We start from the raw sequence: 14654 nt of genomic DNA, 5'->3' as shown, positions 1-14654 counted from the left end.
GGGCTCACTCCTTCAAGTGTTGTATCGCCTGTAGCAAATCGAGTCGTTGTTGCTCGCCCCCACTCAGCATGGGCTTGAGGGTAATCTCGCCGGCCTTGGCTTCATCATCGCCGAGGATCAAGGCGAAACGCGCACCGCTGCGGTCCGCTTTTTTCATTTGCGACTTGAAACTGCCGCCACCAGTGTGCAAGGCCACGGAAATCCCGGCATCGCGCAATTGTTCAGCTACCTGAGGTGCCAGCCGCTCGGCCTGCTCCCCCAGATTAACCAGATACCCATCCAGGCCCTGAGTAGCCTCGATGCCATATTCCTGCATCAGCAAGAACACGCGCTCAAGACCGATGCCAAAGCCGCAAGCCGGCGTGGCATCGCCACCCAGGCGCTCGACCAGGGTATCGTAACGCCCACCACCGGCAATCGTGCCTTGGCTGCCGAGACGGGTGGTCACCCACTCAAACACGGTACGGTTGTAATAATCCAGACCGCGCACCAGACGCGTATTGAGCACAAAAGGAATATTCGCTGCCGTCAACAATGCACATACCGCATCAAAGTGGGCACGACTTTCCCCACCCAGGGTATCCAGCAAGCGGGGGGCGCCCTCTATCATGGCTTGCATGCGGGGATTTTTACTATCCAGAATACGCAAGGGATTGGTATGCAGGCGACGCTTGGCATCCTCATCCAGCAAGTCGGCATGCTGCTCAAAATAGGCAATGAGTACCTGACGGTATTCCGCCCGCTCGGCAGCATCGCCTATGGTATTCAGTTGCAATTTCACGTCGGTCAATCCCAGTGCGCGCCACAAGCGGGCAAGCAGCATGATCTGCTCGGCATCAACTTCGGGCTGGGCATAACCGAAAGCTTCCACGCCTATCTGATGAAACTGGCGCTGACGGCCCTTCTGCACATTTTCATGACGGAACATCGGGCCCATATACCACAAGCGCTGCGGACCATTGTAGGTCAGGCTGTGCTCAACCACGGCTCGAACGCAGCCCGCCGTACCTTCTGGCCGCAGGGTCAGCTTGTCGCCATTCAGTGCGTCCACCCAGGAATACATCTCTTTTTCCACGATATCGGTATGCTCACCCACGCTGCGAATGAACAGATCAGTGGGCTCAACAATCGGCATGCGGATATTGCGATAACCATATTGGCCAAGCACTTGCCTGGCCGTGTCTTCCAGCTTTTGCCAGAGCGCCGTTTGCTCGGGCAGGATGTCGTAAAAACCTTTAATGCTTTGAAATTTATCAGCCATGTTATTAATTGCTTTTTATATTGCCTTGAGCGGAATGGTCTTTTGCTGCAATGGCAGCGACTGACGCAGCTTGCCGCCTTCGGCGTAATTCTTTTGAACGTAGTCTTCCACTATCGTCTGAAACTCTTCCGCAATCGCGTCGCCCTTAAGCGTGACGGTTTTCTGGCCATCAACAAATACGGGCGCAACAGGTACCTCACCCGTACCAGGCAGACTGATACCGATATTCGCCAGCTTGGATTCCCCAGGGCCGTTAACGACACACCCCATGACGGCCACGCTCATGGTTTCTACACCCGGATACTGACTGCGCCATATCGGCATTTGTTCACGCAGATAGCGCTGGATTTTTTGGGCGAGCTCCTGGAAAAATGTGGAAGTGGTGCGACCGCAGCCAGGACAAGCCGTTACCAATGGGGTGAAAGAACGGATTCCCATGACCTGCAGGATTTCTTGCGCCACGACCACTTCCTTGGTGCGGGCTTCACCGGGCTCAGGCGTGAGCGATACACGGATGGTGTCGCCTATGCCCTCTTGCAGCAATAATGCCAGTGCAGCTGTAGAAGCAACAATGCCTTTGGAGCCCATGCCGGCTTCGGTCAACCCCAGGTGCAAGGGATAAGTACAACGGGAGGCAAGATCACGATAGACGGTCACCAGATCCTGTACATCACTTACCTTGCAGGAAATGGTAATGAAATTGGATGGCAGCCCCAGCGCCTCGGCCTGGGCAGCACTTTCCAGGGCTGACTGAATAAGGGCCTCACGCATCAGAGCATCGGCTGACAAGGGCTCTGCTCGCTGCGCGTTTTCGTCCATCATGCGCGCCATTTTTTCCTGATCCAGACTGCCCCAGTTCACCCCGATGCGCACGGGCTTCTGGTAATGGATGGCAGCTTCTATCATGGCAGCAAACTGCTCATCGCGCTTGCTGCCCTTGCCGACATTGCCTGGATTGATACGGTATTTGGCCAACGCTTCAGCGCAATCAGGATATTGCGCCAGCAGTTTGTGTCCGTTGTAGTGAAAGTCGCCTACGAGCGGGACATTACAGCCCATGGCATCCAGTTCGCGGCGAATGATGCTGACCTGTGCGGCGGCTTCCGGGGAATTGACGGTAATACGCACCAGCTCGGAACCTGCCTGCCACAGCTCGAACACCTGCTGGACGGTGGCAGCAGCATCGGCGGTATCGGTGTTGGTCATGGATTGCACAACCACCGGGGCGCCGCCGCCCAAGGGAACATGGCCCACCATCACCAGATTGCAGGGGCGGCGTTTCAAGGCTTGTTGCTGACTCACGATTACTCCAGTGTAATGCGGACGACGTTAAGCCGGTTATATGGCGCGGTATCCACCGGTTTATCGTCATAAATCAATTGGCTACCGGCAGCGTTACCGATGGTCACCTTCAAGGGAGGTTCCCCCTCCACGGCGTCTTCACTGCCAGCGCGCTTGGTTTTATTGAAAATCTCTTTGCCATGGCGATCAACAATGCTGACCCAGCTATCTTCGGTAAACACCAGGCGGACCTTGTGCAAGGCTACGGAAGAACTTGTGCTATCAGCATTAGTACTCGCGGGAGCCGTTGTTGCACCGGGCACCGCTGGCACTGGCTGTGCAGCAGGTGGTGTAGCTGGAATGGCAGTGGCAGGAGCCTGTGGCTCTGCAAGGGATGCGGCGCTCGCCTGATCTTTTGTTTGCTCGGGAGGGAGTGCAAAGGCCTCTCCTTGCGCAGGCATCTGCGTAGCGGCGGACTCACGCTCGGCCGCGGGCAACGCGGCTTGCGGCAGGCTTTCTTCATTGCCCGGACTCACTTCGCTGCTGGAACTATTCAGATGCAGATCAGGAATTTTCGGGATCAAATTCTCGTCATACAACAGCCAGATACCCGCCCCCAGTAACACCAACGCGCTAGCATAGATGTACTTTTTCCAATCCGTGGTGCGCGATTGGGTAATCGGAATGTTGGCCGATGGAATACTGATGTTCTTATGCTCTTCCGAAGGCATTTGCGCCCGATAAGTTGCCAGCAGAGGCTCAGCATCAATCTCAAGAAACTTGGCGTAATTGCGTATGAAGCCACGCGTAATGGTAGGCTCAGGCAACAAGGAAAAGTCATCGGTCTCCAGCGCATGTATCTGACGCTCACTGATGCGCAGGCGCGCATGAATGTCGATGACAGACAGGCCTTTTTGTTCACGAGCGGCACGCAAGGTAGCGCCGATAGAGGATGCATGAAAAGACGCAGAACCTGCGGTTTCCTGCGTATCAGGTGTTACTGGTGTGGTTTCCGTCATTGCGATTGTTGCCCTGAAAGAAGTGCCTTGGTTTGTTCGGAATTCGGATATTTTTTACGCAGCAACAAGGCATAGCTTGCTTCTGCATCGCGATCACCCAGGATGCGCTCGATGCGGATGCCCAGCCATAAAGTCTCTGGGCTGGGGTTGTTAACCAGGGCATTTTTCAGAGTATTGCGGGCAATACCTACCTGGCCACGATTAAACTGGATGGTCGCCAACTGATAGGCGGCGGTTTGTAACAGAGGCTGCGCCTGCAAGGCTTTCTCAAGATACCTCTCTGCAGCCTTTTCATCTTTTTTCTTCAAGGCGCAAATCCCGGCATTCATATATGCCACTCCAGGCGTGGCATAGAGCGGGTTTTTAACCGCCTCGGTAAATTGTACGATGGACTCATCAATACGATTACGCGAGCACAGGAAGGAGCCGTAATTATTACGCGACTCCGAATTGTTGGGCTCAATCTGCAAGGCACGCTTGAAGTTGCTGTCGGCCTTGGCATCTTCCCGCAATGCGCCATACACCAGCCCCAGGCCGTTATAAGCCATGGCATAGCTGCCATCAATGCGAATGGCCTCGGTAAACTCTTCAAGCGCAATGGCCATCTGGTTCTGGGCAAAATACCCTGCGCCCAATTCCGTATGAACGCGGGCACGCTCACGTGCACTCGTTTCGCCAGCACTGTAAGGCTGGGCTTGCTGCTCAGCGCATCCAGCCAGGCCGATCAACACCACCATCAGCCAACGTTTCAAACTGTTTTCTCCACCGATATAACCTGCATGACTTTATTGCGTTCAGTGCGCCGCGTTTTATCCTGGACCTTGCCAGCAAGTTGACCGCAGGCAGCATCGATATCATCCCCCCGCGTCTTGCGCGTTGTCACCACATAATCTGCCTGCATCAGCACATCACGGAAACGACGAATGGCCTCGGGCTTGGAAGTATCGTAGCCACTGTTCGGGAATGGGTTAAATGGAATGAGGTTGAATTTGCATGGGACATCGCGCACGATATCCAGCAATTGACGGGCATGCTCCACACTGTCGTTCACCCCATCCAGCATCACATATTCAAACGTCACAAAATCACGTGGGGCTTTTTCAAGATAGCGCTGGCAAGCAGCCATCAGTTCCTTGATCGGGTATTTTTTGTTGATAGGCACAATCACATCCCGCAAGGCATCGTTTGGTGCATGCAGTGACACAGCGAGCGCCACCGGGCATGTCTCACGCAGACGGTCCATGGCAGGCACCATACCCGACGTGGAGACGGTGACGCGTCGACGACTCAGGCCATAGGCGGAGTCATCCAGCATGATATTGAGTGCCGTGACCACATTATCAAAATTGGCCAAAGGCTCACCCATGCCCATCATCACCACATTGCTGATAATGCGATCGCCTTTGGGGTCACGCCCCAGCGCTTTGTTGGCGACCCACAGCTGACCGATGATTTCAGATACGGTCAAATTGCGATTAAAACCTTGGCGCCCCGTAGAGCAAAACGTACACTCCAGCGCACAACCGACTTGTGAAGACACACACAGCGTACCGCGCTCAGCTTCGGGAATAAATACGGTTTCCACCCCATTCCCGGTACCGGCATCAATCAGCCATTTACGTGTACCATCTTCAGAAATCTGCTCAAGCTTGATTCCAGGCGGGGTGATTTCCGCCTGGTCTTTCAGCTTGTCGCGCAGCGATTTGGCAATATCCGTCATCTGATCAAAATCATGCACCCCGAAGTGATGCATCCAGCGCATCAACTGTTTGGCGCGAAAAGGTTTTTCGCCCAGGCCATGAAAATACTCGGCGAGTTGAGGCTGGCTGTAATTGAGCAGATTAACGGTCATTGCAACTTAGCGGCTGTGAACTTGCGAAGCCGGGAAGAAGTAAGCGATTTCAATCGCGGCATTCTCAACGGAATCACTACCGTGCACGGCATTGGCGTCGATGCTTTCAGCGAAGTCAGCGCGGATGGTGCCAGGTGCTGCCTTTTTCGGATCAGTTGCGCCCATCAGGTCACGATGTGCCAGAACAGCGTTTTCGCCTTCCAGCACTTGAATAACCACAGGACCGGAGATCATGAACTTGACCAGGTCAGCAAAGAAAGGACGCTCTTTGTGCACAGCATAGAAGCCTTCAGCTTCAGCTTGTGACAGTTGTGCCAGGCGCGAAGCAACAATCTTCAGGCCAGCATCTTCAAAGCGGGTGTAGATCTTGCCGATGACATTCTTGGCAACAGCATCGGGTTTGATAATGGAAAGGGTACGTTCAACAGCCATGATAGCTCCAAAAAATTAACACTACGAAAAACCGACTAAAATAGCATTTTAGCAGTTTAAAATAAACCCACGCGGCAAAATCCAGCCTTGCCGGGCGGGAGACTCTTGTTTACAGGATAAGCAAGCTTAAATCGCGTTACGCTGGCGCCTTGCCTCGTACAGGCAAATGCCACTCGCCACCGATACGTTCAAGCTCTCTACCGAGCCGAACATGGGAATGCTTACCAGCGTATCGCAGGTTTCAGCGGTAAGACGGCGTAAACCGGCGCCTTCAGCCCCCAGCACCAGCGCCAACGGTCCGTCCAGCTTGGTGGTGAACAGATTGCCCGGTGCATCAGCCGCAGCACCAACAACAAACACACCAGCCTCCTGCAACTCGCGCAGGGTACGCGCCAAATTGGTCACGGCGATGAAAGGAATGGTTTCGGCTGCACCGCACGCGACTTTGCGCACGGTCGCATTCAGACCTGCGGCTCTATCCTTGGGGGCAATCACCGCATGCACACCCATGGCATCCGCCACGCGCAGGCAGGCACCCAGGTTATGGGGATCTTCCACCCCATCCAGCACCAGGAAAAATGGGGGCTCAGTCAGATCCGACTCCAGAATATCGTGAATATCCTTGTAAGGAATCGGCGTATCCACCACCCGCGCAATCACGCCCTGATGGCGTCCGTTAGCGCCCGCCATGCCATCCAGGCGGGAACGCTCCACCTGCATCAGACGCACTGAGGCACCTTCCGCCAGGTTGATCAGGTCCTTCATGCGGGCGTCCACACGATCTTTGTCTATCAGGATTTCCTGCACGCTGGCCGCATGCTGACGCAGGCGGCTCAAGACGGCATGAAATCCAAACAATATACGGCTATCACTCATTACAACTTATGACCTTTTACTGGTTTTACGGGAGGACACCTTGGCGCCTGATTTTGCGCCAGGCTTGGATGCGCTGCTCTTTCTTGGCTTAGCAGCAGGTTTGGCTGCTGACTTGCTGCGCGACGGCTTGGCTGCCGTGCGAGGCCGGGCACCAGCGCTGGCTGCAGGCTTTCTATCGGCAGAGCGGCGCGGCTTGGCGAGCCGAATTGTATCACCATCTGCCCCACCCTCTTGCGCAAAGGCTTCATCCGGCACGGTATTTTTTGCCTTGTCAGACGAGGCCAGCACAAAGTCGATGCGACTGACTTCCAGGTCCACTCGGCTTATCTTGACGCGCAGGCGATCACCGAGGCGGTATTTCACGCCCGTCCGCTCCCCTGCCATTTCGTGGCGGGTCTTATCGTAGATGAAGTAGTCATTGCCGAGCTCGGTCACATGCAACAAGCCTTCGACAAAGATACCGTCCAGCGCGACAAACAATCCAAAACTGGTCACGCCAGCCACAGTACCGGCAAACTCCTCGCCGATTTTATCCTGCATGTAATAGCACTTGAGCCAGGCCTGCACATCACGGGTGGCATCATCCGCACGCCGCTCGGTCATGGAGCAATGTTGCCCCAGAGCCTGCCAGTCACCCGCCTTGTAGCGTTCGCCATTCAGCACGGCCTTGATGGCGCGATGCACCAGCAAGTCAGGGTAGCGACGAATGGGCGAGGTAAAGTGCGTGTAAGCCTCGTATGCCAGGCCAAAGTGGCCGACATTATCCGGGCTGTAAACCGCCTGTTGCATGGATCGCAGGAGAACGGTTTGCAAAAGCTGCTCATCCGGGCGCCCCTTGATACGGGAAATCACCTTGCCGTAATCCTTGGCATGTGGGGTATCGCCACCGCCTACGCCAAAGCCGAACTCACCCAGGAATGTGCGTAGGGCCTCCAGTTTTTCCGGAGTAGGCCCTTCGTGAATACGATACAGACCGGACTGTTCGTGCTGAATCAAAAAGTCGGCGGAGCAGACGTTGGCGGCCAGCATGCATTCTTCAATCAGCCTATGAGCTTCATTACGCGTAACGGCCTCAATGCGGTCTATCTTGCCGTTATCGTTAAAAATCATGAGGGTTTCGGTGCTTTCAAACTCAATCGCACCGCGTTTTTCTCGGGCCTTGAGCAATATCTTGTAAAGGCTGTACAAATGGTCGATATGCGGCACCAACCATGCATACTCTTTTGCCAGCTCGCCATCCGGGTGGCTGATGATGTCAAACACCTTGGTGTAGGTCATGCGCGCCTTGGAGCGCATCACGGAAGGATAGAACTCATAACGCTTGATCTTGCCCAGGGCATCAATCTGCATATCACAGACCATGCACAAGCGCTCTACATCCGGATTGAGCGAACACAGGCCATTGGAAAGCGCTTCCGGCAACATCGGGATCACGCGGCGAGGGAAGTAAACCGAATTGCCTCGGTCATAAGCATCCTTGTCCAGCGCATCGCCAGGTTTGACGTAAAAACTGACATCGGCAATCGCCACTACCAGGCGCCAGCCTTTGCCTTGCGGCTCGCAGTAGACGGCATCGTCAAAATCTCGCGCGGTTTCGCCGTCGATGGTGATCAATGGCATGTCACGCAGATCAATACGACCTTTGTAATCCGCTGGGCGTACCTGTTTGGGATACTTGGCCGCCTGCTTTTCCGCTTCCGCAGAAAACTCATACGGCAACTGATGCTTGCGCAAGGCAATTTCGATCTCCATACCGGAGTCCGCATAGTTGCCCAGCACTTCCACCACCTTGCCGATAGGCTTGGCATAGGCGGACGGCTGCTCAATCAGCTCCACCATCACTACCTGGCCTGCACCGGCATTCATGTCCTGCCCGGGCGGCACTAGAATATCCTGATTCACCCGCTTGTCCTCGGCAGCAACAAAGGTCACGCCCTGCTCGCGGATTAAACGCCCTACCAGCTTTTTCGTGGAGCGCTCCAGCACTTCCACAATCTTGCCCTCGGGACGTCCACGGCGGTCAAAGCCTGCGGGACGCACCATGACACGATCACCGTGCATGACTTGCGACATTTCACGCGGACTCAAAAACAGATCATCCCCGCCATGGTCAGGCACCAGAAAGCCAAACCCATCAGCATGCCCGACCACACGGCCAGCAATCAGATTCAGCTTCTCGGCAATACACAATGCGCCCTTGCGGTTACGCATGATTTGACCATCGCGCTCCATCGCATTCAGGCGGCGATTAAAAATCTCCCGCTCTTCTTCCGAAATGCCGACCAGCTCATATAACTGCTCAACACTCACGGGCACACCCTGCTCAGTCATCACATCAAGGATGAGCTCACGACTAGGCAAGGGGTTAGCATAATTCTCGGCTTCGCGCTTGGCATAAGGGTCGGCTTTACGCACATGGCTTATACTGGCGTTACGCGATTTCTTTTTCATTCTTTAAATATTCCATTTGACAAACTTTTTTGTTGATATAAAATCTCGGCTCTTTCGATGCACAAGCATCTAAGAAAGCCCAGATGGCGGAATTGGTAGACGCGCATGGTTCAGGTCCATGTGCCTTCGGGTGTGGAGGTTCGAGTCCTCTTCTGGGCACCAGATACAAACAAAACGCACTGTACATTTTAGATGTCGGTGCGTTTTTGTTTTTGGCTTCCAGAACATCAACTCTTGCAATAAGTCTTCACAAGAGCACATCCTGATATTGTACGACACATTCAAGCCCATGAATTTAAAAGGCAGGTCAGTTCGAGCGCCGTACAACAATTCATTTCAATTAGATGAATACTCAACGACTAAGGTTTCCCTTTTTTGACCAAGGGATCAAAAGCGTGAATTTCATGGATTATTTCATCCAGGGTCATAACCTGCCCCTCCAGAATAGATCTTCGTGCTGCGAGGACTTGTGGCAAAGAACCAAGCGCTGTAAAAAATCCTTTAACATTTGTTTTATCCAGTATCACAATTTCCCCCAGGAGCTGAAACAGTGATTGCGGCAAGGTACTAAGCAGCAGCTGACTGCGAGACATGTGCAGCCATTCTAGAAAATAACGATTTCTGCGCCGAACCTGCTTAACGCGTGCGCGCTTGACGTTATCCTTGATGGACCCTTGGGATTGATGAATCACCGTGGAATTTGGCTCAAAATAGGTTTTCCAGCCTCGATACCAGCCTCGGATTCCGAGATCGTAATCCTCACCATAAAACGGCTTGAATATCGGATGAAATCCCCCCAGAGCCATGAATTTTTCTTTCTCCACCATCATGCATCCGCCACATGCGTACAAGGATGATAGCTTCCTTGACTGGCGTAACACTCTCGCTTGCTCGATTGTCCAGTCATCAAGCTTGAGATACCCTCTCTGCATGCTACGAAGATTCCAGGAATGTCGATTCACGGCACCATCTTCATCCAGCATCAAAGGATTCACCGAAAAAGTGGACTCCTCCGTAAAGTAGCCAGCCAGAGGGCGCAAGCAACCAACCTCCATCTCCACATCCGAGTTAAGCAAAAAAAGCAATCGCGTTTTAGCGGCTTTTACCCCGGTTAGCACTGCTTCGGAAAAGCCCTGATTTTCCAAGTGTCGGACACATCGTACCTGTGGAAACTCTTTTTCCAAAACATCAACGCTGTCATCTTTGGAACCATCATCGACGACTATCACTTCGGTTCCCGCCGCATAAGCTGCGGCCGCCTGTAAAACGGAAGGCAAGTTACGCCTTAGAAGATGGGCGCCATTGTAATTGGGCATAACGATAGTCAAATCAGTCATGATGAGATTGCAATCTTTCTGCACGATCATTTAAGGCAAACATCACCCCAACAACAATCGCAATAATATTAAGGTTATACGCTGTATAAAACGGCAAGGTAATTGATGTGAATGCGATGTTTGCACTGAGCATTACCAGCATTAGCAACACCAGCCGCGGTGAGATGCGTCGACGATACAATCTGACCAGCCCGATATAGATAAGAGTTAACACCCCCAGGGCCGCCAGAAGACCTATTCCTCCATGCAGATATAGAAGTTCAAGAATGAAATTGTGCGGACTATTGAAGTCTATTCCTCGCAAATGATACTCAGAGTATGACTTAAAATGCTCACGGAAGTGGGTCATGCCGTGCCCTATAAGCCATTCACTAGGCGTATTTGCATTCAGCATCTGCCCCATATTATGCCAAATGAGGACACGCTCCTCAGTAGACACGTTTCGGCATAAGTCCATTACCCGGTCGGCAAAATGGCCTAGATTGGTATATAACAAAAAACCGGAAACTAACATAAAGCTACCGGCAAGAATGAGCTTTTGCCGGAGTGACAAAAAAAATGCCAATACAGCGAGCCCCACCACGAAGCCTATCCAGGCCGGCCTAGATAGTGTATTGATCAATAGCCAGAAGAGGCAGAGGGACAGCCCGCCAGCCAACCATTTCTGGGACGTTTTCATACTGCCCCAGCAATAACCCAGCAGTAGCAATAAAAGCATGCATCCTTGCGCTAGATAATGGGGATTTTTGGTAGTCCCGAATTTATGGTGTAAACCATATACCCAGACTAGCTGCAGGGCAGCGTACAAGAAAACTCCACCCAGTATGTAGTTCAGATAACTATTCAGCTCCAGCCGCGGTGTCTTGAGGCTGATATACATGGCGTATGTAAAAGCGACAGCAACAATTAGATGGCGCATGGGCTTGACAAACTCTACGGATCCGACAGCCACCATATGCATCACAACGAGAAAAACAGGGAAAATGGCGACAAACACCATCTCTGCACTTAGTCCAGAGATCAGGAGCTTATGGGGCGATTTAAACCAAGAATAAAAAAGCACAATGACAAGACAGTAGCCCAGCGCACGATATGCCTCGGATGCGCCCAGCAGGAACAGGAGGAACGTCGCGCCTAAAAGACCATGTAACGCATATTGCCAATTCCATGAACCATCTAACCGGCTTGGTGAAAATCTCATGCAGAATATCCCAAGACGATTAATTCAAAACAATTCACGACCAAAATCAATAAAATCCTTACGAACCTGATGTCCGATTAATTCACATTAAGCGCATAGATTGCAGGAAGATTACGCCACCAGCCGTAAACATCCATACCACAGCCAAAGACATAGCGATTTGGTACTGACAAGCCTACATAATCAGCCTGAATGGGTTTGACACGTTCGAGATCTTTTTCGACCAGTACAGCAATGACAACTTCGGCAGCGCCATGAGCAAGACATTTTTCACGGATGGCTGCCAAGGTGTGCCCCTCGTCAAGAATGTCATCCAGCAGCAATACTGTTTTGCCGCGTACATTATCTCTGGGCTCAACAGTCCAGACTAGTTGCTCACCTTCGGTTTTTTCATGATACCGACTGGCTTGCACGTAATCGAATTCCAGCGGGAAACCCAGCTGGGGCAACAGCTGACCAGAAAACACCACAGCGCCCCCCATTACGCACATCACCAGAGGCTCAGTACCGGCAATACGTGCCGATATTTTCTTGGCAAGCACAGCAATCGCATTCCTGACATCTTCTTCAGTATAGATAATCTCTGACTGTTGAAGAATTTGCTCTGGATTAACGGATCGATTTGCCACACATGCCCCTTTGTTGATTACTTTTCGACAAAATACCACATATCCGCATAAATGCTTAGCCATGCACCTTAATGAAGGGTGGACGACTGCGGTCCGAGCGCGCGTTTGGTTTCAGTACCAACTTTACTGCTGTCTTGATGCTGATACTCCTGCACCCACAGCTTCAGCTCCTGCTTGATGGTAGATTCATCCGCATTCAAGGTACTGGCAATCCATTTGAGCAAGGCATGAACCCATGTCATGTCAGCCGAGCGGGCAATCGCAATGCGCAGCTTTTCGTGAGGTGTCGGCAATGTGCGTTCATCATCGGCGAGCAGTTCTTCATATAATTTTTCACCGGGACGCAAACCAGTGAATACGATTTCTATTTCATCGTCCTGCAGGCCGGACAATTTGATCATGTCCCGCGCCAGATCGGCAATCTTCACGGACTCGCCCATGTCCAGCACAAAAATCTCACTGCCCTGCCCCATCAAGCCAGCCTGCATGACAAGCTGCGTAGCTTCGGGAATGGACATGAAATAGCGGGTGATATCGGGATGTGTCACGGTGACAGGGCCACCCTTGGCAATCTGTTCACGGAATTTTGGAATGACACTGCCGCTGCTGCCCAGCACATTGCCAAAGCGGACAATGACAAAACGTGTACCGTGATTTTCCTGCAGGCCTTGGCAGATCATTTCGGCCAACCGCTTGCTCGCGCCCATTACGTTTGTCGGGTTCACGGCTTTATCGGTTGAGATCAACACGAATTTGGCAACCCCTGTCTCTTTCGCAAGACTGGCGAGGGCATAGGTGCCAAGCACATTGTTATGCAAGGCTTCCGACACATTCCCCGTTTCCATCATGGGCACATGCTTGTAAGCGGCTGCATGAAAAATCACAGCAGGCTTGGCCTGCTTTAGTAAGTGGCGAAGACGTTCCGCGTTCTTCACATCGCCCACCGCATACTCAATCTCGGCAGACCTGTTACTCATTGCCGAAAACTCCTGCTCAAGCTTATATAAAGCGTACTCGGATATATCAAGACAGATCAGCCTGGCTGGTTTGTAGGCAAGTATCTGCCGGCACAACTCGGAACCGATGGATCCACCTGCTCCACTCACCAGGACCACTTGGCCTTTCAACAGAGCATGCATGCCGTCCGTGTCCAATTGGACAGGCTCACGGCCCAGCAAATCCTCCACCTCAACCCGACGAATTTGAGAAATGCTGACCTTGCCACTCATCAGATCCTCAACCGAAGGTACCGTCAGAATCGTCAGGGCATGGGCATTGGCTTTTTCCACAGCAGCTCTTCTTCGTTGATGTGACGCAGAAGGCATAGCCACAATCACATGCTCTACATCAAACCGCCGAGAAAAATAGCCAATCTCATCAATGCTTCCCAGCACCCGCACGCCAAGCAAATGACGGCCATGCATGGCAGGATTGTCATCCAGCATGCCAACAACACGCCATTCCTGGCTACGCGTGAGATCTTTCAGCAGATTGATAGCGGAAGTCCCAGCCCCGAGCACAATCACCGGCTGCCCCTGGGAATGGAAAGCACCGTACAAGCGATGCTCTTTCCAGTACCGATAAAGAAAGCGACTACCGCCCATACCCAGCACAAGCAGCATAGGGTCAAGTATGAGTACTGATCGCGGAATCACCCCATGCGGCTTGGTCATAAAAATGACGGCAACCACCGTAGCAGCCGCGGCGGCTACCGCAAAAAGAATACGCTTGAGATCGGGCAGGCTGGCAAAACGCCAAACTCCTCGATATAACCCAAAATTGATAAAAAACAGGAATTGCAGGGGCACTATCCACCACATTGATTCCAGCATGGTTTCATGGAATGTAGGTGGAATCTGAAAATTGAAGCGTAAGGCAAAAGCAAAATACCAAGCCGCAATCGTGACTACCATATCATGCAGCACAGCGGCTGCCGTACGAGGATTCGCCATGCGCCGATATTGCGACCAAAAGTCGCGTAATTTATTGTTAAATCCTGACATACCGTACCGCACTAAAAAGGTATTGCAATTCTACTTAACCTCAGTGCATTAATAGAGAAAATTTTAAGCTATTTACATCCTGATGAGCTTCACCTAGCACCTGCATAAATACGAATAGCCTCATCTCCATGCCGCCCAATAGAGAAACAGAGGCTATGTTGCCAGCCAATAGCAGCGACATCACAAAAACTCAGTCACTACCAAACAAATCGCGGGTAAACACCTTATCAGCCACATCGGCCAATGCCTTGTCCATGCGGTTGGAGACGATCACATCCGCCTGTTGCTTGAAGGCTTCCAGATCATTGACCA

The 14654-nt window shown here is 52.4% G+C and carries 12 protein-coding genes, 1 tRNA gene and 1 pseudogene; 1 reads left to right on the top strand and 13 read right to left on the bottom strand.

All coding sequences use genetic code 11. The features are described from left to right. Nucleotides 1–4: 4 nt before the first annotated feature. From hisS to rnr, 8 genes are all read right to left on the bottom strand, one after another. Nucleotides 5–1261 carry a histidine--tRNA ligase gene (gene hisS / locus LG203_RS02325; RefSeq protein WP_230344319.1) on the bottom strand — a complete coding sequence of 419 codons (1257 nt, stop codon included), beginning with the start codon at nucleotides 1259–1261 and terminating at the stop codon, nucleotides 5–7. Nucleotides 1262–1276: 15 nt separating this feature from the next. Further along, nucleotides 1277–2563 carry a flavodoxin-dependent (E)-4-hydroxy-3-methylbut-2-enyl-diphosphate synthase gene (ispG, locus tag LG203_RS02320; protein WP_328486352.1) on the bottom strand — a complete coding sequence of 429 codons (1287 nt, stop codon included), beginning with the start codon at nucleotides 2561–2563 and terminating at the stop codon, nucleotides 1277–1279. Between the two features lie 2 nt (nucleotides 2564–2565). After that, nucleotides 2566–3561 carry a RodZ domain-containing protein gene (locus LG203_RS02315; RefSeq protein ID WP_230344318.1) on the bottom strand — a complete coding sequence of 332 codons (996 nt, stop codon included), beginning with the start codon at nucleotides 3559–3561 and terminating at the stop codon, nucleotides 2566–2568. After that, on the bottom strand, nucleotides 3558–4313 hold the full coding sequence (pilW, locus tag LG203_RS02310) for a type IV pilus biogenesis/stability protein PilW (protein ID WP_230344317.1): 756 nt from the start codon (nucleotides 4311–4313) through the stop codon (nucleotides 3558–3560). The genes LG203_RS02315 and pilW overlap by 4 nt, the downstream gene beginning before the upstream one ends. Next, nucleotides 4310–5413: a 23S rRNA (adenine(2503)-C(2))-methyltransferase RlmN gene (gene rlmN / locus LG203_RS02305; RefSeq protein ID WP_230344316.1), complete on the bottom strand. Its 1104-nt coding sequence runs from the start codon at nucleotides 5411–5413 to the stop codon at nucleotides 4310–4312. Before rlmN ends, pilW begins: the two co-directional genes overlap by 4 nt. A gap of 6 nt (nucleotides 5414–5419) precedes the next feature. Further along, nucleotides 5420–5845: a nucleoside-diphosphate kinase gene (gene ndk / locus LG203_RS02300; RefSeq protein ID WP_013442495.1), complete on the bottom strand. Its 426-nt coding sequence runs from the start codon at nucleotides 5843–5845 to the stop codon at nucleotides 5420–5422. Nucleotides 5846–5971: 126 nt separating this feature from the next. Further along, the gene (gene rlmB / locus LG203_RS02295; protein WP_230344315.1) at nucleotides 5972–6721 is read right to left on the bottom strand and encodes a 23S rRNA (guanosine(2251)-2'-O)-methyltransferase RlmB; all 750 of its coding nucleotides are present in this window, start codon (nucleotides 6719–6721) and stop codon (nucleotides 5972–5974) included. Between the two features lie 6 nt (nucleotides 6722–6727). Beyond that, on the bottom strand, nucleotides 6728–9172 hold the full coding sequence (gene rnr, locus LG203_RS02290; RefSeq protein ID WP_230344314.1) for a ribonuclease R: 2445 nt from the start codon (nucleotides 9170–9172) through the stop codon (nucleotides 6728–6730). Nucleotides 9173–9249: 77 nt separating this feature from the next. On the opposite strand from rnr, the gene LG203_RS02285 reads away from it, so the two are divergent. After that, nucleotides 9250–9334, top strand: a tRNA-Leu gene (locus tag LG203_RS02285). A gap of 197 nt (nucleotides 9335–9531) precedes the next feature. Here the strand turns inward: LG203_RS02285 and LG203_RS02280 are convergent. From LG203_RS02280 to LG203_RS02260, 5 genes and pseudogenes are all read right to left on the bottom strand, one after another. Next, nucleotides 9532–10509 carry a glycosyltransferase family 2 protein gene (locus LG203_RS02280; RefSeq protein ID WP_230344313.1) on the bottom strand — a complete coding sequence of 326 codons (978 nt, stop codon included), beginning with the start codon at nucleotides 10507–10509 and terminating at the stop codon, nucleotides 9532–9534. Further along, the gene (locus LG203_RS02275; RefSeq protein ID WP_230344312.1) at nucleotides 10502–11710 is read right to left on the bottom strand and encodes an O-antigen ligase family protein; all 1209 of its coding nucleotides are present in this window, start codon (nucleotides 11708–11710) and stop codon (nucleotides 10502–10504) included. The genes LG203_RS02280 and LG203_RS02275 overlap by 8 nt, the downstream gene beginning before the upstream one ends. A 77-nt stretch (nucleotides 11711–11787) precedes the next feature. Further along, complete coding sequence (locus LG203_RS02270) at nucleotides 11788–12339, bottom strand: hypoxanthine-guanine phosphoribosyltransferase (protein ID WP_230344311.1); 552 nt, start codon at nucleotides 12337–12339, stop codon at nucleotides 11788–11790. Between the two features lie 68 nt (nucleotides 12340–12407). Further along, nucleotides 12408–14342 carry a polysaccharide biosynthesis protein gene (locus LG203_RS02265; protein WP_407665339.1) on the bottom strand — a complete coding sequence of 645 codons (1935 nt, stop codon included), beginning with the start codon at nucleotides 14340–14342 and terminating at the stop codon, nucleotides 12408–12410. Nucleotides 14343–14532: 190 nt separating this feature from the next. Further along, nucleotides 14533–14654, bottom strand: a pseudogene (locus tag LG203_RS02260) (UDP-glucose 6-dehydrogenase); the annotation flags it as partial.

This window comes from Methylovorus mays (genome assembly GCF_020531915.1).
Taxonomy (GTDB): domain Bacteria; phylum Pseudomonadota; class Gammaproteobacteria; order Burkholderiales; family Methylophilaceae; genus Methylovorus; species Methylovorus mays.
This window is presented reverse-complemented; position numbering and strand designations above follow the sequence as displayed.